The 26,370-nt window shown below is 61.3% G+C and carries 25 protein-coding genes; 14 read left to right on the top strand and 11 right to left on the bottom strand.

The genetic code is table 11. The features are described 5' to 3' along the window. Positions 1–78 precede the first annotated feature (78 nt). On the bottom strand, positions 79–1,413 hold the full coding sequence (locus VGL22_RS19330; RefSeq protein ID WP_465268595.1) for a M56 family metallopeptidase: 1,335 nt from the start codon (positions 1,411–1,413) through the stop codon (positions 79–81). After that, the gene (locus tag VGL22_RS19325; protein ID WP_465268594.1) at positions 1,410–1,790 is read right to left on the bottom strand and encodes a BlaI/MecI/CopY family transcriptional regulator; all 381 of its coding nucleotides are present in this window, start codon (positions 1,788–1,790) and stop codon (positions 1,410–1,412) included. Before VGL22_RS19325 ends, VGL22_RS19330 begins: the two co-directional genes overlap by 4 nt. 127 nt (positions 1,791–1,917) lie before the next feature. Here VGL22_RS19325 and VGL22_RS19320 point away from each other — a divergent pair, with 127 nt between their 5' ends. From VGL22_RS19320 to VGL22_RS19265, 12 genes are all read left to right on the top strand, one after another. After that, positions 1,918–2,352 (top strand): hypothetical protein, encoded by a 435-nt coding sequence (locus VGL22_RS19320; RefSeq protein ID WP_465268593.1) that lies wholly within the window; start codon positions 1,918–1,920, stop codon positions 2,350–2,352. 142 nt (positions 2,353–2,494) lie between these two features. Further along, the gene (locus VGL22_RS19315) at positions 2,495–2,764 is read left to right on the top strand and encodes a hypothetical protein (protein ID WP_465268592.1); all 270 of its coding nucleotides are present in this window, start codon (positions 2,495–2,497) and stop codon (positions 2,762–2,764) included. Between the two features lie 58 nt (positions 2,765–2,822). Further along, positions 2,823–4,064, top strand: a complete 1,242-nt coding sequence (gene dprA, locus VGL22_RS19310) for a DNA-processing protein DprA (RefSeq protein ID WP_465268591.1) — start codon at positions 2,823–2,825, stop codon at positions 4,062–4,064. 411 nt (positions 4,065–4,475) lie between these two features. Continuing rightward, the gene (gene topA / locus VGL22_RS19305; RefSeq protein ID WP_465268590.1) at positions 4,476–7,151 is read left to right on the top strand and encodes a type I DNA topoisomerase; all 2,676 of its coding nucleotides are present in this window, start codon (positions 4,476–4,478) and stop codon (positions 7,149–7,151) included. A gap of 53 nt (positions 7,152–7,204) precedes the next feature. Beyond that, a complete protein-coding gene (locus tag VGL22_RS19300) occupies positions 7,205–7,372 on the top strand; it encodes a hypothetical protein (RefSeq protein WP_465268589.1) in 168 nt (55 codons plus the stop codon). A gap of 116 nt (positions 7,373–7,488) precedes the next feature. Further along, positions 7,489–7,974 carry a DUF4760 domain-containing protein gene (locus tag VGL22_RS19295; RefSeq protein WP_465268588.1) on the top strand — a complete coding sequence of 162 codons (486 nt, stop codon included), beginning with the start codon at positions 7,489–7,491 and terminating at the stop codon, positions 7,972–7,974. A 140-nt stretch (positions 7,975–8,114) separates the two neighbouring features. Next, a complete protein-coding gene (locus VGL22_RS19290) occupies positions 8,115–8,438 on the top strand; it encodes a hypothetical protein (RefSeq protein ID WP_465268587.1) in 324 nt (107 codons plus the stop codon). 170 nt (positions 8,439–8,608) lie between these two features. Continuing rightward, positions 8,609–8,893: a DUF427 domain-containing protein gene (locus VGL22_RS19285; protein ID WP_465268586.1), complete on the top strand. Its 285-nt coding sequence runs from the start codon at positions 8,609–8,611 to the stop codon at positions 8,891–8,893. Positions 8,894–8,927: 34 nt separating this feature from the next. Beyond that, positions 8,928–9,368 (top strand): DUF3574 domain-containing protein, encoded by a 441-nt coding sequence (locus VGL22_RS19280; RefSeq protein WP_465268585.1) that lies wholly within the window; start codon positions 8,928–8,930, stop codon positions 9,366–9,368. Positions 9,369–9,515: 147 nt separating this feature from the next. Further along, a complete protein-coding gene (locus VGL22_RS19275) occupies positions 9,516–10,703 on the top strand; it encodes a two pore domain potassium channel family protein (protein ID WP_465268584.1) in 1,188 nt (395 codons plus the stop codon). A gap of 48 nt (positions 10,704–10,751) precedes the next feature. Continuing rightward, positions 10,752–11,504 carry a class I SAM-dependent methyltransferase gene (locus tag VGL22_RS19270; RefSeq protein ID WP_465268583.1) on the top strand — a complete coding sequence of 251 codons (753 nt, stop codon included), beginning with the start codon at positions 10,752–10,754 and terminating at the stop codon, positions 11,502–11,504. A 131-nt stretch (positions 11,505–11,635) separates the two neighbouring features. Beyond that, a complete protein-coding gene (locus VGL22_RS19265; protein WP_465268582.1) occupies positions 11,636–12,568 on the top strand; it encodes a PfkB family carbohydrate kinase in 933 nt (310 codons plus the stop codon). A 21-nt stretch (positions 12,569–12,589) separates the two neighbouring features. Here the strand turns inward: VGL22_RS19265 and VGL22_RS19260 are convergent, their stop codons facing one another. Then, entirely contained in the window at positions 12,590–13,705 is a 1,116-nt protein-coding gene (locus VGL22_RS19260) for a Kelch repeat-containing protein (RefSeq protein WP_465268581.1), read from the bottom strand. A gap of 617 nt (positions 13,706–14,322) precedes the next feature. On the opposite strand from VGL22_RS19260, the gene VGL22_RS19255 reads away from it, so the two are divergent. After that, positions 14,323–15,537, top strand: a complete 1,215-nt coding sequence (locus VGL22_RS19255) for a hypothetical protein (RefSeq protein ID WP_465268580.1) — start codon at positions 14,323–14,325, stop codon at positions 15,535–15,537. A 78-nt stretch (positions 15,538–15,615) separates the two neighbouring features. Further along, positions 15,616–17,001 carry a nicotinate phosphoribosyltransferase gene (locus tag VGL22_RS19250; protein WP_465268579.1) on the top strand — a complete coding sequence of 462 codons (1,386 nt, stop codon included), beginning with the start codon at positions 15,616–15,618 and terminating at the stop codon, positions 16,999–17,001. A 16-nt stretch (positions 17,002–17,017) separates the two neighbouring features. Here VGL22_RS19250 and VGL22_RS19245 read toward each other — a convergent pair whose 3' ends face one another. From VGL22_RS19245 to VGL22_RS19210, 8 genes are all read right to left on the bottom strand, one after another. Continuing rightward, positions 17,018–18,511 carry a rhamnulokinase gene (locus VGL22_RS19245; RefSeq protein ID WP_465268578.1) on the bottom strand — a complete coding sequence of 498 codons (1,494 nt, stop codon included), beginning with the start codon at positions 18,509–18,511 and terminating at the stop codon, positions 17,018–17,020. After that, the gene (locus tag VGL22_RS19240) at positions 18,511–19,659 is read right to left on the bottom strand and encodes a substrate-binding domain-containing protein (RefSeq protein WP_465268577.1); all 1,149 of its coding nucleotides are present in this window, start codon (positions 19,657–19,659) and stop codon (positions 18,511–18,513) included. Before VGL22_RS19240 ends, VGL22_RS19245 begins: the two co-directional genes overlap by 1 nt. Positions 19,660–19,798: 139 nt before the next feature. Next, a complete protein-coding gene (locus VGL22_RS19235; RefSeq protein ID WP_465268576.1) occupies positions 19,799–19,927 on the bottom strand; it encodes a hypothetical protein in 129 nt (42 codons plus the stop codon). Continuing rightward, complete coding sequence (locus tag VGL22_RS19230) at positions 19,902–20,711, bottom strand: sulfite exporter TauE/SafE family protein (protein ID WP_465268575.1); 810 nt, start codon at positions 20,709–20,711, stop codon at positions 19,902–19,904. The genes VGL22_RS19235 and VGL22_RS19230 overlap by 26 nt, the downstream gene beginning before the upstream one ends. Positions 20,712–20,735: 24 nt before the next feature. Then, complete coding sequence (locus VGL22_RS19225; RefSeq protein ID WP_465268574.1) at positions 20,736–21,425, bottom strand: phosphoadenylyl-sulfate reductase; 690 nt, start codon at positions 21,423–21,425, stop codon at positions 20,736–20,738. After that, on the bottom strand, positions 21,425–23,131 hold the full coding sequence (gene cysN / locus VGL22_RS19220) for a sulfate adenylyltransferase subunit CysN (RefSeq protein ID WP_465268573.1): 1,707 nt from the start codon (positions 23,129–23,131) through the stop codon (positions 21,425–21,427). The genes VGL22_RS19225 and cysN overlap by 1 nt, the downstream gene beginning before the upstream one ends. Beyond that, entirely contained in the window at positions 23,132–24,097 is a 966-nt protein-coding gene (cysD, locus tag VGL22_RS19215; protein ID WP_465268572.1) for a sulfate adenylyltransferase subunit CysD, read from the bottom strand. It lies immediately after the preceding gene. A gap of 275 nt (positions 24,098–24,372) precedes the next feature. Beyond that, positions 24,373–26,370 (bottom strand): GH92 family glycosyl hydrolase (locus VGL22_RS19210; protein WP_465268571.1); only part of this gene is annotated, 1,998 nt, incomplete at its 5' end.

The following is a 26,370-nucleotide window of genomic DNA, read 5'->3' as shown; positions in this document are numbered from 1 at the left end:
CTCCAATGAGAACCGAAGCAGCGCCAGGAACGGTCAGCCCCAGGTCCCTCAAAGCTGTGACCTGGGGCTAACGTCTGGCTATTTATGCAATGAGTAGGTGATGTTGATGGTGGATTTCACTTCGACTGGACTGCTGTTGACGAGGAATGGCTTGTACTTCCACTGGCGGACCGCGTCGAGAGCCGATTGCTGCAACTCTTTCGGGCCTGAGACCACTTTCAGGTTTTCCACGTCGCCGGTCTTGCCGATGACGGTGTCGAGTACAACCACACCCTGGATGTGGGCTTTTTTGGCGTCAGGCGGATAGACGGGCGGGACCTTGCTGATCGCGTTGCGGGCAAGAACGTCGGGCCGGACGATTTCCGGCGGGGCGTTGGAGGAGCCCTCCGCAGAGAGCGCGGCGGGATCGAGCGACAGGCGAAGCGCCAGGGCGGATGTTGCGGCGCCCGCAGCGAGAACCAGCGTGAGGGCGACGAGTGCGGCCCTGCGTGCGTGGCCGATGGAGGGCGCGTTCCGGGTGAGTTTCATAAGTCTCCTTTCGAGGGTGTTGGCATCGAACACGCCGACGCCGTGGGGAAGGGGGCGGGCAAGGCCTTCGACGAGCAACGAGGCCAGCCGCAGGAGGGATTGGACATAGGCGGGCTTGCCGGAGACCTGGGCGGCCAGTTCGTCGCAGACCATCTCGCGGGTTTCCATAAGCCGTTGCCGGATGAGCCAGAAGAGCGGGTGATAGCTCACCGGAAGGGCAATGAGCTCATAGCAGAGGTTCTTGAGGAAGTCGTCGCGGCGAAGGTGCGCGAACTCGTGGGCGAGAACCATGTCGAAGTCAGCCGGCGCGAGGCGTTCAGAGAATGCACAGGGCAGGAGGATCGCTTTTCTGCGAATCCCTACCGCAACCGGCGCAAAGACGTGTGGCGATTCGGCGACGAGGACACGGGCTACCGCTGTTCCGCTGGAATACTCGCCGTGTATTTGCGACTGGCGGGCGTCGAGCGAGAGCGGCCTGCTTTCACGTTGCAGCGAGGAGACGCGCACACATCGCCAGGCGAAACGCAGCACGAACCAAACCAGCAGCGCGCAGTAGGCCAGAACGACAGAGCGCAAGACTGCGGGAGGGAGCCACAGGCCGCCATAACCGGTGCCCGGGCCCATCTGGATCGACACCTCGCCCTGCACGGCCGGATGCGCAGAGGCGGCGAACATCCATCCAAGATGAGCCTGGTCGAGAGGCAGCAGGGAGAGGGCAGGGAAGAGAGCTCCCGCCAAGAGCCCCACGACCCAGACGCGATGCTGGGCGTGTGCGCCTGCCTGCCGGAGCGTGCGTGCGGCCAGCGCGGCAGCAATGCAGGCGAGCGGCACCTGCCACAGCGAGTTGAAGACATAGGCGACGAGGAGAGATTCGAGACGGATCATTCGGTATCTCCGGTTTTGAATTGGCGAGTGAGCTTCTCCAGACGCTGTGCGTCAATGTGGCGGTTCTTCAGCAGGCTCATCACGAGCTCTTCACTGGAGCCGCCGAACATGCGGTCAATCAAGTCGCGCAGGCTCTGGCCCAGGGCATTGTCTTCGGTCACACGCGCGGAGTAGACGTAGGCGCGTCCCTGCAATTCGCGGCGGAGCTTGCCCTTGCGCTCGAGGATGTTGAGCACCGTCTGCACGGTTGTGTACGCAAGAGGCGGGTCGAGTTCGGCCTGAACGGCGGTGACGGAGCTGCCGCCGAGCTTCCAGATGACCTGCATGATGCGGAGCTCGAGGGGGGTGAAACCGGACTTCGGAGTGGGAGATGTCATACCGCTTCTCCTAATGTCTTAGGAGTATGTGCCTGGAGGTGCGGATTTGTCAACTATAGTCTTAGGAGTTGGAGAGCGATTTGCGGCGCCAGGTTGGGATTTCGGTCCCGAATCTGTGGAGATTCAGGTGTACTCTACGGGCATGCCGACTGGGTCAGAGTGGGTTTCTCAGGCCAGAAGTGCGCGGGCGCGGGGCGACCGCGAGGAGGCGCGCTCGTGTTATGCGCAAGCGGCTGCAAAGTATCGCCAGCAGGGGGACGCGCTGGCGTGTGCCCATGCTGTTCGCCATATTGCGGATGTGTGGATGGAAGAGACGCAATTGGCGCGGGCTCAGCCGCTGTATGAGGAGGCGTTGAACGCTTACCGGGGCAGCTACGAGACGCGGATTCTGGATCTGGCGAATACAGTTCGACCCTTTGCGCTGCTGCAGGAGGCCGCTGGGAATCGAGAGCAGGCCCGGGCTCTGTGGGAAGAGGCGCGGGTCTTGTATGGCTCGCTGCGGGTGGAGGAGGGGGTTGCGGAATGCGAGGCGCATCTCAGCTCTCTGGGGAAGTTGGGCTGACCGGGAAGTGGAAGCAGCCTCAGATCGGCTCGGCGGGCGTCGGGCGCGGGGTGTGGGGTTGTTCCGGCGCCGGATGCGGAAGCCGCAGTGGAGTGATCTGCGTCACAGGTGAGCGGTGCTTGCCTGGGGCAAGATCGAGGGAATGCTTCCCCGCAGATACAAGCTGCTTCGTCTGCTCTACGAGTCGCTGGGGCCGAGCGCGCACACGCCGACCTGCGAAGGCGTCGAAATCATTGCAACCCTGGAAGATGAACAGGGGCGGACGGTCGAGCGGCGGGCCAGTCTGCTGGTGTATCCCCGTATCATGTCGGATCCGGAGCAGTTTCCATTTGTGATCGCCAGAGCGTTGCGGGCGATGATGCGGGGAGATGCCGGAGACGGGCAGGAAGGGAAGTCCTTGATTACGGAATGAGGCTGCCCCCGGCTTCGCCGTGAGGGGCCAGGAGTCGCCTTCAGTTCACCGGAGATATGTGAGGTACGTCACGCGCGAGTGGCTTACCAGTGCGGTATTGTGCGATGGAATGACCACATCGATATCGACGGCGAACATCGCGGCTGCGGGAGAGGGGCCGCTGGACGAGAGCCGGCTGGCGTGGCTGGCGATGGCGCTGACGCCCGGCATGGGACCGCGGCGGAGCGTGGAAGCCATGCGCCTGCTGGGCAATCCGGCCCAGCTCTTCGAACTGCCGCTGACGGGGTTGGAGGCACTGCGGATTCCCGCGTCGGCGGCACAGTTCCTTTTTGAGGGCAAAGCGCGCAAAGCTGCCGAAGCTGAATGGGCTGCCACCGCCCAGGAGAACGCGGGGATCCTGACGTACGGATGCCAGGCCTATCCTGAGAGGCTGCGTGAGATCTACGATCCTCCCCCGGTGCTTTGGGTGCGTGGAGACGTGTCGCTGCTGGCGCGCCCTCTCCTGGCAATCGTGGGCACGCGCCACCCCTCTCCGTATGGGAGCGGAGTGGCGGAGATGCTGGCTCGCGATCTGAGCGCGCGCGGTCTGCTGATTGTGAGCGGCATGGCGCGGGGCGTGGACACCTGCGCGCACAAGGGAGCGCTGGTCGCCCGCATGCCCACCGTGGCGGTGTGGGGCACCGGCATCGACGTGATTTATCCCAAAGAGAACAAGAAGCTTGCGGAGCAGATCCTGGACTTCGGCGGAGCCATTGTGAGCGAAGTGCCGATTGGGACGTTTCCAGCGCCGCAGAATTTTCCGCGGCGCAACCGCGTTATCAGTGGCGTCAGCATTGGCGTGTTGGTTGTAGAGGCCAGTGAGAACTCCGGAACGCGCGTGACGGCGCGCTGCGCGGAGGAGCAGAATCGCGAATTGTTTGCGGTGCCTGGCAACGTGACGAGCAAGAACTCGTGGACGCCGAACACGTTGATAAAGCAGGGCGCCAAGCTGACAGGCACATGGGAAGACGTGTGGGAGGAACTTCCTTCCGACGTGCGCATCGAATTAGAGGGTAGTTCTTCAGTTGCATCCAAACCCGGGTCTGGCGCATCCTTGTTGGCTGATCCGCCCTTGCGGCCTGAAGAAGCCATGGTGCTGGAGAGACTGCGGGCGGACGAATCGCTGCAGATCGATGAAATCCTTTCGCTCCTCGAAACGCAACTGACCTCCAGCGAAGTGTTTACGGCCCTTTTTGAACTGGAGATCGCAGGCCGCGTACGGCAGCTTCCCGGCAAGAACTACGTACGTGTGATGGGGTGAGCACGACAGCATTTTCGTGTTGAGCGGGCGAGTGGACTCGCGCTCCTGTGCAAACGTTGATCAAGGTGCATGCGTCCATTCGGAATACTCGCAATCGCTCTCACGCGGAGCCGGTGAGCAAATAACGTGGAGTTGGTCAGATTTGAATGCAACGTTTGCAGACTGCATGATTTACGCGTACTCCCGCGTGGTTCGAAAGGGGCAGAATGCGGTGCTGTGACTGGAAACGCAAGCGGCTTCCGTGATAGCTTCCAAGTTTCACGGCCAACACAAAGCAGAACGGGCCGGGGCCCCTTTGATGCACGCGGACTTGAAACCTTCAGGCACTCCGCGTAATCACAAGAGAGACGCAACCCTCACAAGCGAGTCCAACAGGCCCGTGGCGGGGTTGGTGTAGTAATAAGGATGGCAATGAGCAAATCACTGGTAATCGTCGAGTCGCCCGCGAAAGCGAAGACGATTGGAAAATATCTTGGCAAGGACTTCGAAGTGCTCGCCTCAGTCGGGCACATCATGGACCTGCCCAAAAACGATATTGGCGTAGAGCTGAAGAAGCGGACGTTTGAGCCGACGCTGGTTGTGTCTCCGGGCAAGGAGAAGGTCGTCAGCCAATTGAAGAAGGCCGCGTCAAAAGCCGATCACATCTTTCTGGCGCCTGACCCTGATCGCGAAGGCGAAGCGATTGCGTATCACCTGGCGCTGCAGCTCGGTGTTTCGGCAAAAGAGAAGCAGAAGATCCAGCGCGTAACCTTCAACGAGATCACCAAGAAGGCCGTGCAGGATGCGTTTCAGCATGCGCGCGAGGTGGATCAGAACCTGGTGGACGCGCAGCAGACGCGTCGTGTGCTCGATCGCCTGGTGGGTTATCAGATATCTCCCCTGCTGTGGGACAAGGTGCGGCGTGGACTGTCTGCCGGCCGGGTGCAAACGGTGGCAGTGCGCCTGATTGTGGAACGCGAGCGCGAGATTGGCAATTTCAAGCCGGTTGAGTACTGGACGCTGGACGCGTTTCTCCATCCTGAGAAGCAGGCCGACGGAAAGTTCAAGGCGCGTTTTGTAGGTATCGACGGCGAACCGGTTCGTGTTGCCAACGGCACCGACAAAGAGGGCAAGGATCAGTTCATCGCCAGCGCGCTGCCTGACAAGAAGTCGATGGATGAAGTGGTGTCCGCTCTGCAGGACGCGAAGTGGTCGGTGGTGTCAGTGGAGTCGCGCCAGCAGCAGCGCCGGCCGCTGGCTCCGTTCATCACCAGCCAGTTGCAGCGAGACGCGGCGAGCAAACTGGGATTTAATGTGCGCCGCACCATGGGCGTGGCGCAGCGGCTGTATGAAGGCGTGGAGATTGGCAGCGAAGGGCCGGTGGGCCTGATCACCTACATGCGTACCGATTCGCCGCGCGTATCGCCGGAAGCAAAGGAAAGCGCGCGCGAGTGGATCACCAAGAACCTTGGTTCGCACTATCTGCCGGCAACGCCAAACAGCTACAAAGGCAAGAAGGACGCGCAGGATGCGCACGAAGCGATTCGTCCCACCGATGCGTCACATACGCCGGACTCAGTGGCGAAGTATCTGACCGATGAGCAACTGAAGCTGTATCGACTGATCTGGCAGCGCTTTGTAGCATCGCAGATGACGCCGGCGCAGTTTGACATAACGACCGCCAGGATTGCCGCGGCTTCGGCAAAGACGGGCAAGACGTATGACTTCCGCGTGAGTGGTTCGGTGCTGCGCTTCGACGGCTTTCTCAAGGTGTACGAGGTTGCCGAAGACAAGAACAGCGACGAAGAAGACGAGTCGAAGAACAAGCTGCCGAACCTGGATGGTGTGTCTCGGCTTGAGCTTGAGAAGCTCGCAGCGGAAGATCACTTCACGTCGCCGCCGCCGCGTTACAACGAAGCGTCATTGGTAAAGGTGCTGGAAGAGCGCGGCATCGGACGGCCCTCAACCTATGCGTCGATTATCACGACGATTCAGGATCGCGAGTATGTGACCAAGATCAGCAGCCGGTTTTATCCGACGGAGATCGGAATGGTGGTATGCGATCTACTGGTGAAGAACTTCCCATACATCTTCGACACGCAGTACACGGCGAGGCTGGAGGAAGAGCTCGACGATATTGAAGAAGGCAAGGAAAAGTGGACCGATCTTCTCAAGGGCTTCTACGGCTACTTTGAAAAAGAGCTCAAGGTTGCCGAGAAGCACATGGAAGACATCAAGCGCATGGAAGAGAAGACCGACGAGAAGTGCGATCTGTGCGGGTCGCCTCTGCTCCTCAAGTGGGGCAAGTTCGGCAGCTTCTATGCGTGCTCGGCTTACAACAAGAAGGATCCGACGAGCTGCACGTTCACCAAGGAGAACACGGCCAACAAGCCGGATCTCAACACGCCTGAAGCTGAGAATGCGGCCGAGCAGGAAGAGTATTGCGAGAACTGCGGCAAGGTGATGGTGCTCAGGCGCGGACCGTTTGGGATGTTCATGGCGTGCCCGGACTACAACGCCGATCCGCCGTGCAGGACTTTCCGCAAGCTGAGCTCAAAGCAGCAGCAGAAGCAGAGCGCGCCGCAGCCTACGGGCGAAGCCTGCCCGCAGTGCGGCAAGCCTCTGGTCCTGCGCCAGGGCGCCTATGGCGAGTTTGTATCGTGCTCCGGTTATCCCAAGTGCAAATACGTCAAGCAGAACATCATCGAAGGCATGAAGTGCCCCAAGTGCGGAACGGGCGATATTGCGGAGCGCAAGGCCAAGCGCGGCAATCTCTTCTGGGGATGCACCAACTATCCCAAGTGCGACTTCACGTCGAACTACAAGCCGGTGGCGGAGAAGTGCCCCGAGTGCAACAATCCTTATCTGCTGGAAAAGACGTTGAAGAGCGGCATCTACCTGGAGTGCCCGAACAAGAAGAAGGGCGCTGAGGAAGAAGCGGCAGCCCCGAAGAAGAAGGGGAAGAAGGCAGCCGAGCCGGAGCAGCAGGGACCGGTCGTATGCACGTTCTCCAAGCGCATTGGCGATGCACCGCCGCCGCCTACGGCCGAAACGCACGGCCCGGTGGTGGAGAAGGGCGACAAAAAGCACGAGTTGCAGCCGGCGTAAAGGCAGGGAATAGGGATCGGGGAATGGATTGCTGGATGCGGAGAGTCGCAACGTTGACAGATACCGCGAAGGAAATCTTCATTCTTGGTGGTCCCAACGGGGCGGGGAAGACAACGGCTGCCGGTGTGCTGCTGCCCCGTTTTATTCCGGCCCGCGTGTTCCTCAACGCTGATGAGATTGCACGTGAACTGGTCCAGACGATCCCCAGTCCGCAGCCCTAAGGGCGGCCACACCGTGTCCTAGAACCTGGAAGCATACGTGCCGGTGCCCCGACTGAACGAGTCCCCAGGAACAGGCAAGCGGCCCCATCCTTTACCATGGTCAGCGGAGACCATGAATGGAACACTTGCCGCAGAGTTCGCTTGCTACGCCCGCCGATGCCGACATCATTTTGAAGCTTTACGATTTGCGCCGGGAAGAGGTTATGCGCAAGGCGCGCGCGTGGGTGGCCGGGGAGTTTTGGCCGGCGACCGCGGAGGAGTACTTCAATGTCGCGATGAATCCGGCCGATCCGCACAATGCCTATGTCCGCCAGGTGCTCTCGTTCTGGGAGATGGCCGCGGCGCTGGTGCTGCACGGCACAGTATCCGCCGAGTTGTTCGTAGACTGCAACAACGAGGGCTTTTTCCTTCTGGCAAAGTTCGAGGCTATCCTCGACGGAGTGCGGGAGCGCAATCCCATGTTCATGGCGCGCACCTCGGACCTGGTGAAGCGGTTTCCGGCAGCGGCGTCGCGTTATGAGATCGTCAAGCGGAATGTGGAAGGCATGCGCGCGAGGCTGCAGAAAGCGGCGCCGCAGTATGCCTATCCGGCCAAGCCGTAGACGGGCGCCAACGCAATTTCGACCGAGTCAACAGATCGGCAGTCCGGTTCAGATTGTTTCCGTTGTTTGACTTGCTTAAACCACTTCGGTCGTGGATGATGGTAGGCGGTTCAAAACTCCCCAACTCCCCGGAGGTCGTAATGAAGCGCATTTTCGCTTTGCTGTTGGTAGCAGGCTCGTTTACCGTCGTCGCTGCCAACGCAGCCGACTCGAATTCCATGGCTGGCTGGATTTCCGATTCCATGTGCGGCGCGAAGCATGCCGGAAGCGGTGCGGCCTGCGTCAAGAAGTGCGTCGAAGGCGGCATGCAGCCGGTGTTTGTCTCGGAGAAGGACAAGTCGGTGCTGAAGATCGACAATCCCGATGCTGTGAAGGAATACTACGGCAGCCACGTGAAGGTTACCGGAACTGTGGACTCGAGCGCCAAGAGCGTGCACATCGACTCGGTGGCCGAGGCCAAGTAGGTACTCTCCGGGTTCCGACCCTGCCCGGAATTCGCACGCAGAGCTGATTTCTGCTACTGTCATATCGACTGTCGGGCGCCGCGCGGGCGATGACTGTCCGCACGGCTCCTGCGAGTCGTCGGCTGGCCTGAATGCGGCTCGGCTAAATCTGCGTTTCAAGTGGAAATCTCATGGCTCGAGCAACCTGGAACGGCAAGGTGATTGCCGAAAGCGATCAGACCGAGACAGTGGAAAGCAACGTGTATTTCCCTGAATCGAGTCTGAAGCGGGAGTATTTCCGTCCCAGCACGACTACCTCGACTTGTCCGTGGAAAGGTCAGGCACGCTACATGAGCCTGCTCATCGACGGCCAGGATAACCCCGACGCCGCCTGGTACTATCCCGACCCCAAGCCGGCTGCCCGCAAGATCAGGGGCTACGTTGCGTTCTGGCGCGGCGTGGAAGTGGAGAAGTAGGGCTCTGCGGAGAAGGCTTTCCGCGCTACTCCTCATGCCGGTCCTCGCAGCCGCGCTCAGCGTCTGTGGGTGCCGCTCCGCGGCGCCGACGCGGCCAGCAACCGCGCCAACTCTGCAGGGCGATGCAGCACATCCGGCGCAGGCGCACGGCTGGGTCGACACGCGGCTCTACTTCGGCCTCGGTCCCGCCGATCATCCTGAGCAGGGCATCAGCGAATCCAAATGGCGCGACTTTCTTGATCGCGAGGTTACGCCCCGCTTTCCGGACGGGCTCAGCGTGCTGGATGTCTACGGCCAGTGGCTCAGCAAGGGCCAATCTGTCCCCGAACGCCTGCATTCCAAGCTGCTCATCATCTACCACCCCGATTCCGCGGAGAATCGCGACCGCATCGACGCCATCCGAGCGGCATGGAAGAAGATGACCGGCGACCAATCCGTGCTGCGCGTCAGCGAGCCGGCAGACGTGTCGTTCTGAAAAGCCACCTTCAGCGGTGAGCATCAGTTGCGCCCAACGCAGGCATCCGTCTCAGCTTCGCTAAAATACAAGCACCGGTGAGCGCGCAACGCCGGGCTACTCTGAGCCTGGATTGCGATTACCGGGAGCATTGAAAGGGAGGCCGTGTTGCGCCTTGTCGCTCTTGTGGCTGGGGTCGTCTGCGTCTTTACGGTGCTGGTCGACGCCTTTCAGACCATTATTCTGCCGCGCCGCGCCACTGGTCCGGTTCGCCTGACCCGGTGGTTCTACCTCGCCACCTGGACGCCCTGGGCGTTCTTCGCGCGACGTATACGTACCCCGCGCGACCGAGAGACCGCGTTCAGCTTCTACGGACCGCTGTCGCTGATCGTGTTGCTGGCCTTTTGGGCCGCCCTCATTCTGTTTGGATTCGGGTTGATCTTCGACGCCATCGGCAGCCCGTTCTACGACGTGCGGCAGCATCTCGGGCTGTGGAGCGACCTCTACCTGAGCGGCACCGCAATCTTCACCATGGGTCCCACAGACGCAGGCCCGGTGGATGGTGCGGCACGATGGCTGATGGTGCTGGAATCGGGAACGGGGTTTGGATTTCTCGCCGTCATCATGGGCTATTTCCCCGTGCTCTACGGCGCGTTCTCGCGGCGTGAAGTGACCATCTCGCTCCTTGACGCGCGCGCCGGTTCACCTCCCACGGCCGCCGAGCTAATGCGCCGCCACGCGCACGAGGATGCGCACGAAGCGCTGAAGACACTCCTGGTGGAATGGGAGCGCTGGTCCGCGGAGTTGCTGGAGAGCCACATCTCGTTTCCTCTTCTGTGCTACTTCCGCTCGCAGCATACAAATCAGAGCTGGATTGGGGCGCTGACCGCCATTCTGGACACCTGCGCGCTGCTGATCTCCGGTGTGCAGGGGCACGAAGCGCGCCAGGCGCAGTTGACATTTGCCATGGCCCGACACGCCATGGTGGATCTGTCGCAGGTGGTTTCATTGCAACCGCTCACCTCCACGGAGGATCGCCTTCCGCCTGCGCGCTACAACCAGCTCTACGGGCTGTTGTGCGAGGGGGGCGTCAGCATGTGCCGGGACGCAAACGCGGAGGCCCGTCTGCGCGAGATGCGGCGGCTCTACGAACCATACGCTGAGGCGCTCAGCGCCTACTTTCAGATGGCGCTGCCGCCGTGGACCGCGGACCAGCCGCACAAGGACAATTGGCTCACGGTCGCCCGGGTCCGTGCGGGCGCGGAGATCGCGAACCCCCCGGCCGAGCCCGTGATGGCTGCCGACGTCCGAAGCAATGTGATCGATCCACTGTACGACGACCACCACGAATTCTGATCCGCCCCGATTCCGGCTCGGCGAGGGCTGCAATTGGTAGGCTGAGGTGTGGCTCCACGGAATGAAAGCAGAAGGCGCCTGCCCGGGCTCACGGTCAAGGAAGGCTTCACGCCGCATCCCTTCGATATCGAACACGGCGTGCGTACCAGCGGGCTGGTCGCAGGGCGGCACCTCACCACCGGGCACGCGCATGACAAGCATGCAACCGCGTATTTCGGCGTTGCGCCGTCAGTTTTTCAGCGGCTGATCACGCGATGGTTGCGCACCCCGCCGGCCGCTCCGGTTGAGCAGACCACGTTCATCGATGTGGGTGCGGGCATGGGACGCGCATTGCTGCTGGCTGCGGAGATGCCGTTCCGGCAGGTGATCGGCGTGGAACTCCATAGCGCGCTGGTGCGCGCAGCTAAACGAAATTTAGCAGTGCGGCGCAAAGCCGGCCGTGTCCGTTGCGCCACCAGAATCATCGAGGCAGATGCGGTGGATTTTGCCTATCCACAGGGGCCAGTCCTTCTGTTCCTTTTCAATCCGTTCGGCGCAGTCGTGATGCGCCGTCTGCTGAAGCAACTGGCGAAGGCATTTGCCGATCGGCCGGGTGCGCTTGACGTTCTTTACGTCAATGACGAGCAGGCCTGGGTTTTCGAACAGCAGAAGGGCTTCACCCGGCTGTTTTCCGGCAAGGTGCCGCGCTCGCGTGCCGATGCGGAAGCAGACAAGCGCATTCTCGACAATCAGCCTGAAGGCGAATATGCTTCAGCGCCGTACGAGGATTGCTCGTTATGGCGGTGGATGGGAAAGCGGTAGCGGGTCAATTTGGATTCAAATTGACCCACTACCGGGAAAGCTTTCCAGTTGACGAAGACAGGTGCGAGGGAGAAAGCTGTCTGGTGCGGCCGGCACAGGAGCGAACGAGACCGGCGCCGGAGTGACCTCTGATGGAACCGCATCTGATTCTGGGGATTGGCGAGCTGTTGTGGGACCTGCTGCCTTCAGGCGCAGCGCTGGGAGGCGCGCCGGCCAACTTCACCGTCATGGCGGGCCGGCTCGGCAGCCATGCTGCCATCCTCAGCCGCATCGGCCGCGACGACCTGGGCCGCGAGGCTGTGCACCTGCTCGATCCTCTGCCGGCCGACGCCGGGTATCTGCAGGTTGACCCTAACCATGAGACAGGGCGCGTGACCGTCGAGTTGAAGGACGGGCAGCCCTCGTATGTCATTCACGAGCCCGCCGCATGGGACTTCATGGAACTGAATGACGACTGGGTTCGCCTTGCTGAGCGCGCCGACGCCATCTGCTTCGGCACACTTGCTCAACGGGCGCTGGAATCGCGACAGACCATCCAGACGCTGGCCGCGCAGACACCGTCGCATTGCGTGCGCGTCTTCGACGTGAACCTGCGGGCGCCGTTCTATTCAAGCGAAGTGCTGCAGGAGTCGCTTTCGCTGGCAACGGTGATGAAGCTGAATGACGCGGAGATGCCTCTGGTCCTGGGCCTACTGGGGCTGCCCGCATCGGAACCCGCCGACCCCGCCGGCTTGCGTACCGGGGCGGAACGGCTGCTTGCGGAGTTCCCGACCCTGCGAATGGTGGCTGTCACACGGGGCGGACAGGGAAGCGTGCTGGTGTCGCGCGACGCATGGCATGAGCATCCCGGTGTACCGACCAGACTATCGGACACGATCGGCGCCGGCGATGCGTTTACCGCGGCCATGACGCGCTACATGCTGCGCGGCGCCGATCTCGCCACGCTCAACGAGGCGGGCAATCGCTGGGGCTCGTGGATGGCCTCGCAGCAGGGCGCCATGCCGCCTCTTCCTGATTCCGTGCGCGCGCAACTGAACGATTCCATCGAGGCCCGGCTGGTGTGAACCGCACTTCGCAAGACCTGACTAGGGTGTATATCGCCATAGGTCATTGAGCTGGCCCCATGCGCCTGTTGAATCGTGACCCGCTCCTCCGAAGAGCCAGAGACTGCCACTGGAATCGGCCCAGGCGCGCGGTCCGGAGCGCCCTCCTGGGGTGTTGGCAGTTGCAGCGGTTCCCTGGGTGCCATAGGTGCCGGATGAGCCGCCCGTTCCTCCCTGGGGAGAACCGACAGAACTACTTCCGCTTTGCCAGGTCCAGTTCTTGTTCGCAGTATTGAACTCCCAGAGATCATTCAGAGCACCTGCAGTCCCGCTGACGTCGCAACCCAGGCCTCCGAAGAGCCAGAGATTACCCTTGGAGTCAATCCAACTGGCGGCAGCATTACGGCCGCCGGGAACGTTGCTCGCCGCGGCAGTGCCTTCTGTGCCATAAACACCTCCAGCGCAGAGGTTCCCGCCCGGGACATTCACCGTGCTGTTCCCGCTTTCCCACGTCCATTGCCTGGTGGACGGGTTGAAGTCCCATAGATCGTTGAGATCGTATTCCATGCCCGCGGAGTCGCGTCCCAAACCGCCAAACAGCCAGAGATTGCCGCTGCGATCCGCCCAGGAAACGGCATTGACGCGCGCTCCCGGCACGTTTCCGGCAGACGGCACACCCATGGTCCCGTAGACACCCTTCACATCGAGTGCGCTGCCTCCACTTACCCAGGTCCATTGCTTGCTGGAAGAGCTGAATTCCCATAGATCGTTCAAGCTGCCGATCGACCCGGAACCGCTGGGGTCGAAGCCGTCACCGCCAAAAAGCCATAGGTTGCCGTTGTTGTCGGTCCACGACACAGCCCGTTCCCGTGCGCCCGGAACGTTGCCCGCTGCCGCAACGCCCAGCGTGCCGTAGACGGCTTTCCCATCGATCGTGTCGCTTCCACTGATCCAGGTCCACTGAGAGGTGGACGGATTGACCTCCCACAGATCGTTCAGCACGCTGTCCTGCCCGTTGGAATCGAACCCGGCGCCGCCAAACAGCCAGAGATTCCCACTGGCATCGATCCATGAGACAGAGGTTACGCGTCCTCCGGGAACATTGGCAGGATCGGGCGTGCCCTTTGTTCCATAGATGCCCATTTGGTTTCCCGGCACCGAGCTGCTTCCGCTCACCCAGGTCCACTGCTTCGACGACGGAGTGTACTTCCAAAGGTCATTGAAAGGCCCCTTGGTTCCCAACGGGTCGAAGCCGCCGCCCCCGAAGAGCCAAAGGTTTCCGCTTGCATCAGTCCAGGAGACTGCAGAATCGCGCCCCGGCGGAACATTTGTGGAGGATGCTACCCCCTTCGTACCGTAGCTCCCATTTAAGGTCGACGAAGATCCGGCTTGATCGCTGCCACTCATCCACGTCCATTGTTTTGTACTCTGCGGCGGTGGAGGCGTACCCCCGCCCGAGCCGCTGGTGCTTGTTCCACCCCCGCACCCAATACCGCTTAGAACGAAAAAGGTGACACAGAGTGCGATCAGGACGCGGAAACAGCAAGGCTTGAGCTGAGTCATTTCCATAACTCTCCCATGGGTGATTCTGGATGTATTGATTCTCGACCCGATTCTATGACCGCATCCTCGCCAGAGCAAACGTCAGGCAGCCGAAGTGTTGCCGGCGATGGTGTGAAGTTCCCATTCCTGCACTGCCAAAAGTCCCAGTAGCTTCAGTTGTGTCAGCAGCGATACGGTCGCTATCGAATGTGTGCGAGCCGAAGGTGCATGCGATGCCAACCGTAGAGGAACGAGCGAAGCCGGATGCGGTAAGTGCCGAAGGCGCAGAGGTGCGAGATTTCTCCCTCGTGCTGGGCGGACCGCTGTACCAGTTTTTTCGCAAGACTCGCCTTGCCGGGGACGTGCTCGAACTCGCGCTCCGTCGCGTACTGCTCATTCCGATGATCGTCTGGCTCCCCGTGGCGATCCTGTCCGGCGTCGACCTGCTCTTCGGGCAATCGGCGCGGATCAGCTTCTTCATGGACCTGGAAGTGCAGGTGCGCTTCCTGGTGGCTCTTCCCATCCTGATTGTCGCCGAGCTGGTGGTGCACCAGCGGATCACTCCATTAGTGAGGCGCTTTGTGGAGCGCCGCATGATTGCTGACGAGGACCGGCCGCGCTTTCAGCAGGCGATTCACTCCGCGGTGCGGCTGCGGAACTCCATTCCCGTCGAACTATCGCTGATTCTGCTGGTTTACGTGCTGGGATTTTGGATTTGGAACGGACGGGGATCGATCGAAACGCCGACCTGGTACGCGCACGCCGGCAGCCGGTGGAACCTGACTCCGGCGGGCTACTGGTATGTCTTCCTCAGCATCCCCATGACTCAATTCATCCTTCTGCGGTGGTACTTGCGGCTGTTCATCTGGTATCGCTTCCTCTGGCAGGTATCGCGGATCAAGCTTCAGCTCATTGCCAGCCATCCTGACCGTTGCGGCGGCCTTGCGTTTCTGGGCAGGAGTGTCTACGCGTTCAGCCCCCTGGTGTTCGCGCAAGGCGCCATTCTGGCCGGCATGGTCGGCAGCCGGGTCCTCTACATGGGCCAGAACCTGGTGTCTTTCAAGTTGCAGATTGCAGGCTTTGTCGCTTTCTTTGTCTTTGCGGTCCTTGGGCCTCTGGTGATGTTCACCCCGCAAATGGCTGCCACCAAGAGGAAGGCGCTGGCCGAATATGGCCAGTTCGCCCAGGACTATGTCGAGAACTTCGAGCGCAAATGGATTCGGCGAGACCCGGACACCGGGGAGGACATGCTGGGGAGCGGTGACATCCAATCCCTCGCTGACCTGGGTAACAGCTACAGCGTCGTGAGCGATATGCGCGCCATTCCCTTCGGACTGCAGGACATCTCACGTCTCGCATTGGCCACCGCCGTGCCGTTCCTGCCGCTGTTGCTCACGGTCTTCTCCCCGGACGAGCTCCTCATGCGCCTGGTGAAGATCGTCTTCTGAGCACTCCAGGATGATCTGCTTCGCCGGCCGGCAGTCCGGTATTGCCGGGATGCCGGGGGGATTTAATACAGTGGGTCTGTGATCATCAACATCGCACGCCGCGCACACGACCACAACTGGGAACTCGATCCGATCACGCGATCGCTGCTCGACACCGATTTTTACAAGCTGCTCATGCTCCAGTTCATCTGGAAGCATTTCCCGCGTACCCGTGCCACCTTCGCCGTGCAGAACCGCACCACCCAGGTGCGCCTGGCAGAGGTCATCGATCTCAAGGAGCTGCGCGATCAGCTCGACCACGCCCGCCGCCTGCGCTTCCACAAATCCGAGATGATCTGGCTCGCCGGCAACACCTTCTTCGGCAAGCGCGGCATGTTTGAGTCAGCTTTTCTGGAGTGGTTGCAGAACGATTTCCGTCTGTCGGACTTCGAGCTTTCGATTACCGATGGGCAAATCGAACTGCGCTTCGAGGGCCTGTGGACCGAGACGACTATGTGGGAAATCTATGCTCTCGCCATCATCGACGAGCTCAAGACGCGAGCCGCGCTCAAGCCCATGACTGAATTTGAGATTGACGTGCTCTACGCGCGTGCAAAATCGCGCCTGTGGGACAAGATGGAGCGCCTGCTCGGAGTGCCCGGGCTGAGCCTGAGCGATTTCGGCACGCGGCGGCGGCACAGCTTCCTGTGGCAGGAGTACGTAGTGCTGGCCATGCGCGACGTGCTGGGCGGATCGTTTTCCGGCAGCTCCAATACCTACCTTGCATACAAGCACGACCTGGAAGCCATGGGCACCAACGCCCATGAGCTGCCTATGGCGGTTGCATCCCTGGCCGATACCGACGAGGAACTGAAGCGCGCTCAATATCGGCTGCTCGAACTGTGGCAGCAGACCTACCAGGGCGAACTGCTGATCCTGCTGCCTGACACCTTCGGCACCACGCAGTTTCTGCGCGATGCCCCCGACTGGGTGGCCGACTGGACCGGCCAGCGCATCGACAGCAAGGACCCTTTCATCGCCGGCGACGAGTACATCGCGTGGCTCAAGCAGCGCGGCCGCAATCCGCAGCGCAAGCGACTGATCGCCTCGGATGCTCTCGATGTCGACAAGATCCTCGCCCTGCACGCGTACTTCGGCGGCGCCCTGCAGAACGGCGCCCGGCCAGAGGAGTTCAAGTCAGCGCGCGATTTCGCTGACCCGCAGCGATGGCTTCCGGAGCCGCGCATCCGCTTCAGCTCAGGCTGGGGCACATTTCTGACGAATGATTTCCGCAACTGCAATCCGCAGGGGAACGGTAATTTCAACCCCGTCAGCCTGGTGTGCAAACTGGTTGCCGTGGACGGCCGTCCGGCAGTGAAGCTGTCCGACAACTACTCGAAGGCCATGGGCCCAGACGCGGAGGTCGCTCGCTACCGCCGCGTGTTCGGCACGGAAGGCCAGATCAACGTGCCGGTGGAAGCGTAGAGGCAGGGATCATGGATCAGGGATCAGGAGCGGACGCGGAGGCTGGTGATGCGGAGAGAATACGAGCCCAGCGGCGAAGAGCTTCAACGTTCAGGGTGCCTTGCTCTCCCTCCGCCACGGCCATCTGCACTGCGAAGTTCCCGATGGTGGAGCTCTCCACGTTGCCGGTTTCAACAGGCAGTCCCGTGTGTTCAGCCGTGAGCCGCGTCAGAAGCTGGTTCTGGCTACCGCCCCCCAGAATGTGGATCCGCTCGATGCGCGTCCCGAGCATGGATTCAAGGCTTGCGATTGCGGACTTATAACGATTGGCGAGGCTCTCGAAGATCAACCGCGCAAACTTAGGTTCATTGCCCACGCAGTTCTCGATGGTCGCGCAACCCAGCTTGCGGAGTTCGTCATTAAGGCGCTCAGGCATTTCGCCGTCGAGCATCAGAGGCGCTGCATCCACCGGGATGATGGCCGGGCAATTGCACAGAGACGCTTGCTCGACCAGCTCCCGGATCTCCCAGGCGCGGCCCGCTCTCTTCCAGCTTTCCATGCACTGCTTCAAAATCCACATCCCGTTCACGTTGGCGTGAAAGCAGAATCCCCCTCCTGCAGCCCCTTGATTCGTATAGCCCGCCTCCATGGCCTCCCGGCTGGTGACGGGTGACTGAATCAGCGCGCCCACCAGCGACCACGTTCCGGAGCAGATGTAGGCCGTGCCGTTCAGGTCGGCAGGAATTCCCGCTATCGCGGATGCTGTGTCGTGACAGGCCGGCACAATCAGTTGCGTGTTGCGGAAGGCAGGCAGATCCGCCAGGGTGCCGGAGAGCCGGCCAACCACCGTCCCGGTTGCCACGATAGGCGGCAGGCTCTCGACTGGAATGCCAAACGCATCGCACAGTTCGTGTGACCAGTCTCCAGCCGCAATGTCGACAAGCCCGGTGTGTGTTGCATTGGTGTACTCGGCAACGCGCCGTCCACCCAGCCGATGCAGAACATACTCAGGAAGGTTGACCCACGGCGCATGGGCGTCGATGCCGCGCGCCGGATCAGCCAAAAGCTGGTAGACGGTATTGATGCGCAGGGATTGCGCACCTGCTTTGGCAAACAGAGCGGTGGCGGAGATGACCTGGTCGGCTGCATCCTTCGTTGCGATGGTGCGCTCATCGCGATAGCAGAACGGATTTCCGATGGCTATGCCGTTTGCATCAAGACGCACATAGTCCACCGCCCAGCCATCTACCGCAATCGATCCGATGCCCTCCGGCGCGGCCGCTGCGGCCTTGAGAAGTCCTTCCTCCACACCCCCGAGAATGCGGTCGAACGGCCAGCGGAGAGACCCGCCTTCGTGCACAGGACCATTAGGCAGCCGATGAACCAGCTCGATGTGCGGCGTTTCGCCTTGCCATCGCAGCAGAGACACACGGCAGCTCTCCGCACCCAGATCGACTGCGACACGTGCGGTCCTTGCGTGATGCGTGTCGGAGGAACTTGAGTTCAGATCCACGAAGTTCTGCCTTTCCATCACATGGTTGCCAGAGGCTCGCGTTTCTTGCCGGCATTCGAGCTGGTGGAATCTGGTTCCGCAGACGCCAGGCTTTCAGGGGTGACCACATGGTGACGCACGTAGTTGTAAGGCGGAACAATGTGCCCGCGCAGCAGCGCGATGCCGAGCTGAATGAGCCGCGGACCATACGTTTCGGCTCCGTGGGAAACCGAACCGATGATTGCGCTTTTGCCGCTGCGCATCTCATCCAGCACTTCGGGGATGCAGTCCTGACCCGCGATGGCGAAATCCTGCTCGCGGCCGGCCTGGCGCGCGGCATCCAGAACGCCAAGCGCGCTGGAATCTGTGGCCGCCGCTACCAGCGTGCGCTGGCCTTTGCGGTGGTTGCGAAGGAAATCGGATACAGCCAGAAAGCTGGGCTGGCGCATGCCCCGGCCTTCCAGGCGAAGAAAGCGGTCAGGGGGAACCAGGTCGAGACGTTCGCGGATCCCCTCGAAGGCCCCGGTGATACGGCTCTGCACAAAGCTGCCGGCCTCGCTGAAGCCGATCCCGAGAACGTAGTCCACTTTGCCTTTCCACTTGTTGCACGCATACTGCGCCAACAGGCAGCCGGCCTCGTAGCCAACCTCGAAATTGTCCACTCCAAAGTACGTTGCGTTCGGATGGGGCACATCGATGGCGACCAGCGGAATCTCGGCCTTCTTGAGGATGTGAGCAACATGCGGCGCCACGTGTTCCTCCACCTGAAATTCAAGCACCAGATCGACACGCTGCTTTACAAATTCTTCCGCATTCCTGATAGCCATGTCCGGGTCGTAGCGATTGTCGAGCGTGAGCAGCTCGATACCCGATGCCGCCGCCGCCTGCTCCACACTGTTTCCCACGGCAACCGAGAAAGGCATCTCCGCACTCTGTGCCGCAAATCCAAAACGCAGCCGTCGCGGGCGCGAGACAAGACGGTACTGCCCGTTCTGGCCCTGCGCCACGTAACCGCGATGCACGAGTGTTTTGAGGATGCGGTAGACGCTGGTCTTCGAGATCCGGGTTTGCTGGTACACGTCTTCCAGCGCAATGGGGCCGTTGATCTGCTCCAGAAGTTCGAGCACGTCGAGGGCCTTGGAAAGAATTGGGATCAGGTACAGACGCTTGATCTTTGTCTTGGACAAACTCGCCTACCCCCCTTTGGTCCGGTCCCGCGCGCGACCCTCGTCTGTGCGACGTCCCCTTCAACGGGGCGCCACATGAGAGCGTTTTTGGGTTCGCGCACCTCTCCCGGAAAACAGTCTTGCAGGAGATGGCGTAATTCTAAATGGCCGTGCGGATGGACGCCTGCTGGAGATTCTTCAAGGCGAGATCCGGCCCCGGGAGGGCGCCGGACGTAAGCTGGCTGTCGCTGAGAACGCGGCCGTCAATGAGGCTGATGCGGCGCGGCAATCCTGGTCGCGGCCTCATGCTGCGGACTGGTGTGGGCCCGATAGCTGTTGAACAGGAACTGCCCACCCAGAATCAGCAGCCACACCCACAGCGCAAGCCGTAGTGGCCGCCGCGGAACCCGCGTGCTCAGCAGGCTTCCGGTAACGGCGCCCGCCGCTCCGCCGATGATCAAAGCCAGCAGCAGCCCCGATGCCGCGCTCTGGTCGAACAGGTGCGCGCCGCTGCCGAGCAGCGAAACAACAAAGCCGAATGCGATGTCGGTTCCAACCACCTGGGCTGGTTCCAGCGCCGTAAGGCTCAGCAGCGCGGCACTGCCCAGCGCCCCTGCTCCCGCGGACGAGAATCCTACTTCCGCGCCCACCGGCAACATCAGCCATGTCAGCCAGCGGCTGCGGTCCGGCGCGTTCACCTTGTGCTTCATCGAGCGAAACGAGAACAGGAGCTGCCAGCTCGCCGTAGTCACCAGGACCGCGCCCAGCATGCCGTTAATGACGTTCTGCGAACCCGCATTCACGAGGTGCTTAAGGAGCAGCGAGCCTATCAGGACGCCCGGCGCGCCGCCCAGCAGCATCCAGCCCAGCGTCTTCCATGCCACGTTCCCGCGCACCACCTGCGCAGGAACGAGAATCAGCTTCACCGCGGCCGAAAAGGTAAGCCCGATCGCCACCGCAACCGGAGCAGGCACCCCAAGAAACAGCACCAGGATCGGCACCGTGATGGTCCCGGCGCCCACGCCGGTGAGCGCGATAAACAGCGCGATGAGAAAGCCGATCAGGTATTGCATGCGTCTCCTTGGGGAATGCCTGTTCTACTTCACTTCAATGTGAATGCCGCATTCCACCTTCCGACCTGCCCATCTGCCCGACCGCGGATCATTGGGATCGAGCGGCAGCGATGTGCATGGCTCGCACCCAATCGACGAATACCCACGTTCATAGAGCGGCAGCAGTGGAATTTCCAACTGCTCGCACGCATACCACACATCGCGCGTCGTCCACTCCGTCAGCGGCGCCAGCTTCAGCACCTGCTTTCCGCCCGGCAGTGCAAACATCGAGCGCTCTTCCAGCGCTGCCCGGCTCTTCGCCTGCTCCCGGCGCAGCCCCGTGATCCACACGCGATACTCTCCCACAGCCTTGAACAGCGGCTCAACCTTGCGCAGCTTGCAGCACTGATCCGGCGCCGACTGATAAAGGATCCCGAACTGCGTTTCCTGTTGTTCGATGCTCTGCGCGGGCAACAAGTTAATCAGATTCAGATTCCACTCGCGAGCCATGCGATCGCGATACTCGTAGGTCTCTTTGAAGTGGTATCCCGTATCCAGAAACAGAACCGGTATCTCCGAATCGATCTCAAGAGCCAGCTTCGTCAGCAGCACGTCTTCCGCCTGAAAACTGCACGTGATGCATACATCTCCGGCGCCTGTAAGTTCCTGCGCCAGCGCCTCGCGCACTGCGTCCAGCCTGATGCCCACTTCATGGGCAATTTCAACAACGCTCATCAGAGGTTCGCCCCTTCCACCGAAACAAAGATCCCGGTCTTTCTCAACAATTGATGAATCGTGGAGAGCACATGCATGGGTTCACTGGCATCCGCGGTGATCGATTCCTCTTCTGCGCGAGCCGTCACTTCCTCCGCCTCAAGCTCACGCACCACCAGGGCCAGCACCCCGGAACGTATCAGCGTTTCCAGCAGCGTTGGATCCGCTGCCGGCCCGTTGCCCTCGGCATGCACGCGCACCGTGACCGCGCCGATGGTGAACAGCGAGCGCTCGATGGTGTCAATCAACCGCGCCGGCCCGGTCAGTTCCAGCACGCCGCCGCGATGTCCCCACCGCGCTTCGCGCTCGCCTGCCGTCACCGGACCCCACGCGTCCGCGGCGTCATCGGGCTCCTCGAGCGCCGTAACCGCGGTAACCATTCCGGCAGCAATCGTGCCGTTGGTCTGCGGATCGATAAGAATGAACGCGCCGGTCGCGCGATTTTCCGCATACGCATCCAGCGCCATCGGCCGCAGAAGCTTCAGCTTCACTGTGCCGATGTCGTTCATCTCCAGCGTCGCTGAGCCCTCCTGCTCCAGCGTGGTCACGTTGGTGCGGTGCTCCAGTGCAGTTACGACGACGGGCGCTGTGTGGCTCGTGTGCTTGATCAGGTACTTGCGCCCCAATTCAAGCGCACGGCCATCCATCCACACCAACGATGCCGTCACTTCCGCGCTCACTCTTGCCGGCGCTTCAGCCTTCGTGATCAGATCGCCGCGGCTGATATCCACTTCATGATCGAGCACCAGCGTCACAGACAAGGGTGCGTGCGCCGCCTTCAGATCGCCATCCCAGGTGACGATCCTCTGCACCTTCGCGGTGCGTCCTGACGGAAGCACAGTGATCGCGTCACCAACCCGCACCACGCCCGACGCGATCTGCCCTGCAAATCCGCGGAACGTATGATTGGGCCGCACCACCCGCTGCACGGGGAAGCGGAACGCCTCGTCGCGCGCGCCCTGGGACCCAGGCAACGACTCAAGCACCTCCAGCAGCGACGGCCCGCTATACCACGGCATTGCGTCCGTCCTCAGCACCACGTTGTCGCCGGCCAGCGCGCTCACCGGCACAAAGATCGCGTCCACCGCGGCTCCGGTGTTCTCAGAGATCCTCGACAGAACGGCGCGAAAGTCCTTCTCAATGGCGCGGAACTTGGCCTCGTCGTAGCCGATCAGGTCCATCTTGTTCACGGCCACAATCACATGCCGCACCCGCAGCAGAGAAGCGATATACGCATGACGCCGCGATTGCACCAGCACGCCCTTGCCTGCATCGATCAGCACCACTGTCGCATCCGCCGTGGATGCTCCAGTCGCCATGTTGCGCGTGTACTGCTCGTGCCCGGGCGTATCGGCAATGATGAATTTGCGCCTCGCTGTCGAGAAGTAGCGATAGGCCACGTCGATGGTGATGCCTTGCTCGCGCTCCGCGCGCAGGCCATCGGTGAGCAGCGCAAAATCAATCTGCCCCGGCGCCGTCGTGCCCTTGCCTTCGATAGACCGCACCTGGTCTTCATACACCGATTGCGTGTCGTACAGCAGGCGCCCGATCAGTGTCGACTTGCCGTCATCCACGCTGCCCGCCGTCGAAAACCGCAGCAGGTCTTTGTTCCGCTCGCGTTGAAGGAACTCGTCTATCGAAAAGCGTTCCACTACTGCTGTCGCCATTTAGAAATATCCTTCCCGCTTCTTGATCTCCATCGAGCCTTCCTGGTCGTGATCGATCACGCGATTCGCCCGCTCCGACGAACGGAACGAAATCAGCTCGGCAATAATGTCGGGAAGCGTCTCGGCATCGGAGCGGATCGCCCCCGTGCACGGCGAGCAGCCCAGCGAGCGCAGGCGGCACTTCACCATCTGCGGCTTCTCTCCCGGCCACGCCACAAAGTCCTGCTCCACCGGCAGCAGCGCCTCCTGGCCGCCACCCAGCGACCGCACATACATGGGCCGCTCTTTGGCGAAATACAGATCCACCACCGGAATCTTCTCCTCGTGGATGTACTGCCACACATCCATTTCCGTCCAGTTCGACAGCGGAAACACGCGGATGCTCTCGCCCGGATGAACGCGCGCGTTATACAGATTCCACAACTCAGGCCGCTGATTCTTCGGGTCCCACTGCCCCACGCCATCGCGGAACGAATAGATGCGCTCCTTGGCGCGGGACTTTTCCTCGTCGCGCCGCGCCCCGCCAAACGCCGCGTCAAAGTTGTAGTGCCTCAGCCCATCCAGCAGCGCCTGCGTCTTCAGCAGGCCGCAGCAGCGCTTCGTGTCGAGCGCAATAGGATTCGTTCCCGCAGCGATGGCCGGCTCATTGCGCCACACCAGCAACTCCGCTCCCACCTGTCGCGCCAACTCGTCGCGGAACGCAATCATCTCGCGAAACTTGAAACCCGTATCGATGTGCAGAAGAGGGAAGGGAATCGGACCCGGAAAGAACGCCTTCTGCGCCAGCCGCAGCATCACGGACGAGTCTTTGCCGATCGAGTACAGCATCACCGGACGCTCGAATTCAGACGCGACCTCGCGCAGGATATGAATGCTCTCCGCTTCAAGCAGGCGCAGATGGCTCAGGCGCGACTCCGTGCTGTCAGCAGGTATGTTGGTTTGAATGTTGCTCGCGGCAACCGGCATTGTGACCTCGTTGGCTTTGGGGTGCGCTGAGGCCGGTGCAACAAGACAAACAGCCCGGCTCTGCAGCTACGGGTGCGTCTTGATCAAAATGTGCAGGGAGATCAGAGACTAGTTTGTACACCCGTCGAAAGTCATCGACAGGCAACAACAACAGAAGCGGATTTGGGCATCACGAAACATCTGTTCGTCTCATCCTAGCAGAGGATTGCATGGCGGACAATCCTCTGCTTTATGGATCACTAGATTCATTTCCGCGGCAGAAGGATTCACGCATTTCAAAACATCGGGGGCGCAGCCATCTCCGGCTTGGTGTCCGGCGTCGTCTGCATCGTAAACTCCAACCGATTCACACCCCCATGCAACTCCTCCACCGGCACCCAGTAGTTTGCAACCGCGGCCCCGTTCAGCGTTACGCCGGAGACAAAGATTCCATTGCCCTTGCGACTCACTTCAAGGGTTCTGCCCCCGCTCAGCTTCAGCGTGGCCTTCTCAAACATGGGCGTTCCCAGCGCCACGCCGCCCACGCCCGGCACTGCCGGATACATCCCCAGTGCTCCCCACACATACACGCCTGATGTCGCGCCCAGGTCATCATTTCCGGGAATTCCATCTGGACTCACTTTGAACGCCGCACTCGCAATCCGCGTAACTACCTCCTGCGTCTTCCACGGCTGCCCGGCCCACAGATAGGCATACGGGACCACGAAATCCGGCTCGTTCTCGATGTTGTAGCAGGGCTCTCCCCAGCACCGCAGCTTTACAAAGAAGTGATCGAGCCTCTGCGTCACCGCTGCTTTTCCGCCCATGGACTCAAAAAGGGCAGGGTAGTCGAACGGGACCATGAACGAGTACTGATACGTGTTTCCTTCCTCAAAACCCATCTGATCCGTGGGGACCGGTACGTTGCCACGCTTGGGCAGCGATTTCTCCGCATCGAACCCGGCCAGCCACGTGCCATCGCTGTTTCGCGGCCTGATCCACTTCGTCTCCGGGTCCATCAGGTTCTTCCAGTTCTCTGACTGCTTCCTGAAGCGCTTCGCGCTGTCCTGATCCCCGAGCTCCGCGGCCAATCGAGAAATCGCAAAGTCATCGCTCGCGTATTCCAGCGTTCGCGAGGCTGACGACTGGTCCTTATCGCTGGGAACATATCCCGGCTTCAGGTACGCGGCGAGGAATGGCCGCTCCTTGTTGTCCTGCGTCTCCGTGGCGGCTTTCACCATCCATTTCAGCGCCGTCTTTGCATCGAAGCTCCGCGCTCCAAACGCATACGACGAGGCAATCACCGGATCCGGCGAGTCGCCGTTCATCACATACGTCACATCATTGGCCGCCTCCCACCGGGGAAGCTGCCCGCCCTGCTCCGCATCGTTCACCAGCGACTGCATCATGTCGCTGGCGCGCTCCGGCTCAAACAGCGCCTGCAGTTGCACGGTGTTGCGATAGATGTCCCAGTCCGAGAAGTTGGCGTATTGCGCCTTTTGCTTTCCCGCGACAGAATGCGTCTTGCCGTCGAATCCGATGTATCGTCCATCCGCATCGCTGAACACGTTCGGCGATAGCAGCGAGTGATATACGCCCGTGTAGAAAATCCTCCGCTGTTCTTCCGTTCCGCCCTCCACGGTGAAGCGATCCAGCAGCGCACTCCACGCCGACTTCGCCTTCTCACGCGCCGAATCGAACCCCCATCCCGGTATCTCCTTATCCAGATTCGCCCGTGCGCCGTCCTCGCTCACAAACGACACGCCCACCTTCAGCAGCACTTCGCGCGCATCGCCAAAATCCAGCCACACGCCGCTGCGCTTTCCGTGTGCGGCCTTTGCATCTGCGGTAACCGAGTCATCCTGCCACGCGGCACTCTTCGCGAACGGCTTGCTGAAACGCCCCGCCGCATAGATCTTGTAGTGCGAATTCGAGCTGCAGAAGTGTCCCGCGTTCGCTGATCCCGCGAAGGCATCGCTGCCACTGAGCACGATCTCGCTCGCATCCACACTGGCGCTCGATCCTGCATTCACCAGCAGTCGCGCCGGCACGCCTTCAGGAAACGTGAAGCGCGCAACGCCCGCGCGCTCGCCTGCGGTGAGCTCCACGCGCACGCCGCTCGCCAGCGTTACGGCGTAGTAGCCCGGATGCGTCTCCTCCTTCGCGTGATCGAACTCGGCTCCATACGCCTTCAGATCTTTGCCGGGACTCTCCTGCAACTCGCCGCTCACCGGCAGCACGCCAAAGTCGCCATACAGCGGGCACCCCGCGCCGCTGATGTGCGTCATCGAAAA

This window comes from Occallatibacter sp. (assembly GCF_036502485.1).
In the GTDB taxonomy this organism is placed as follows: domain Bacteria; phylum Acidobacteriota; class Terriglobia; order Terriglobales; family Acidobacteriaceae; genus Telmatobacter.
Note: the sequence above shows the minus strand (reverse complement) of the source record. Positions and strands in the feature narration are given on the sequence as shown.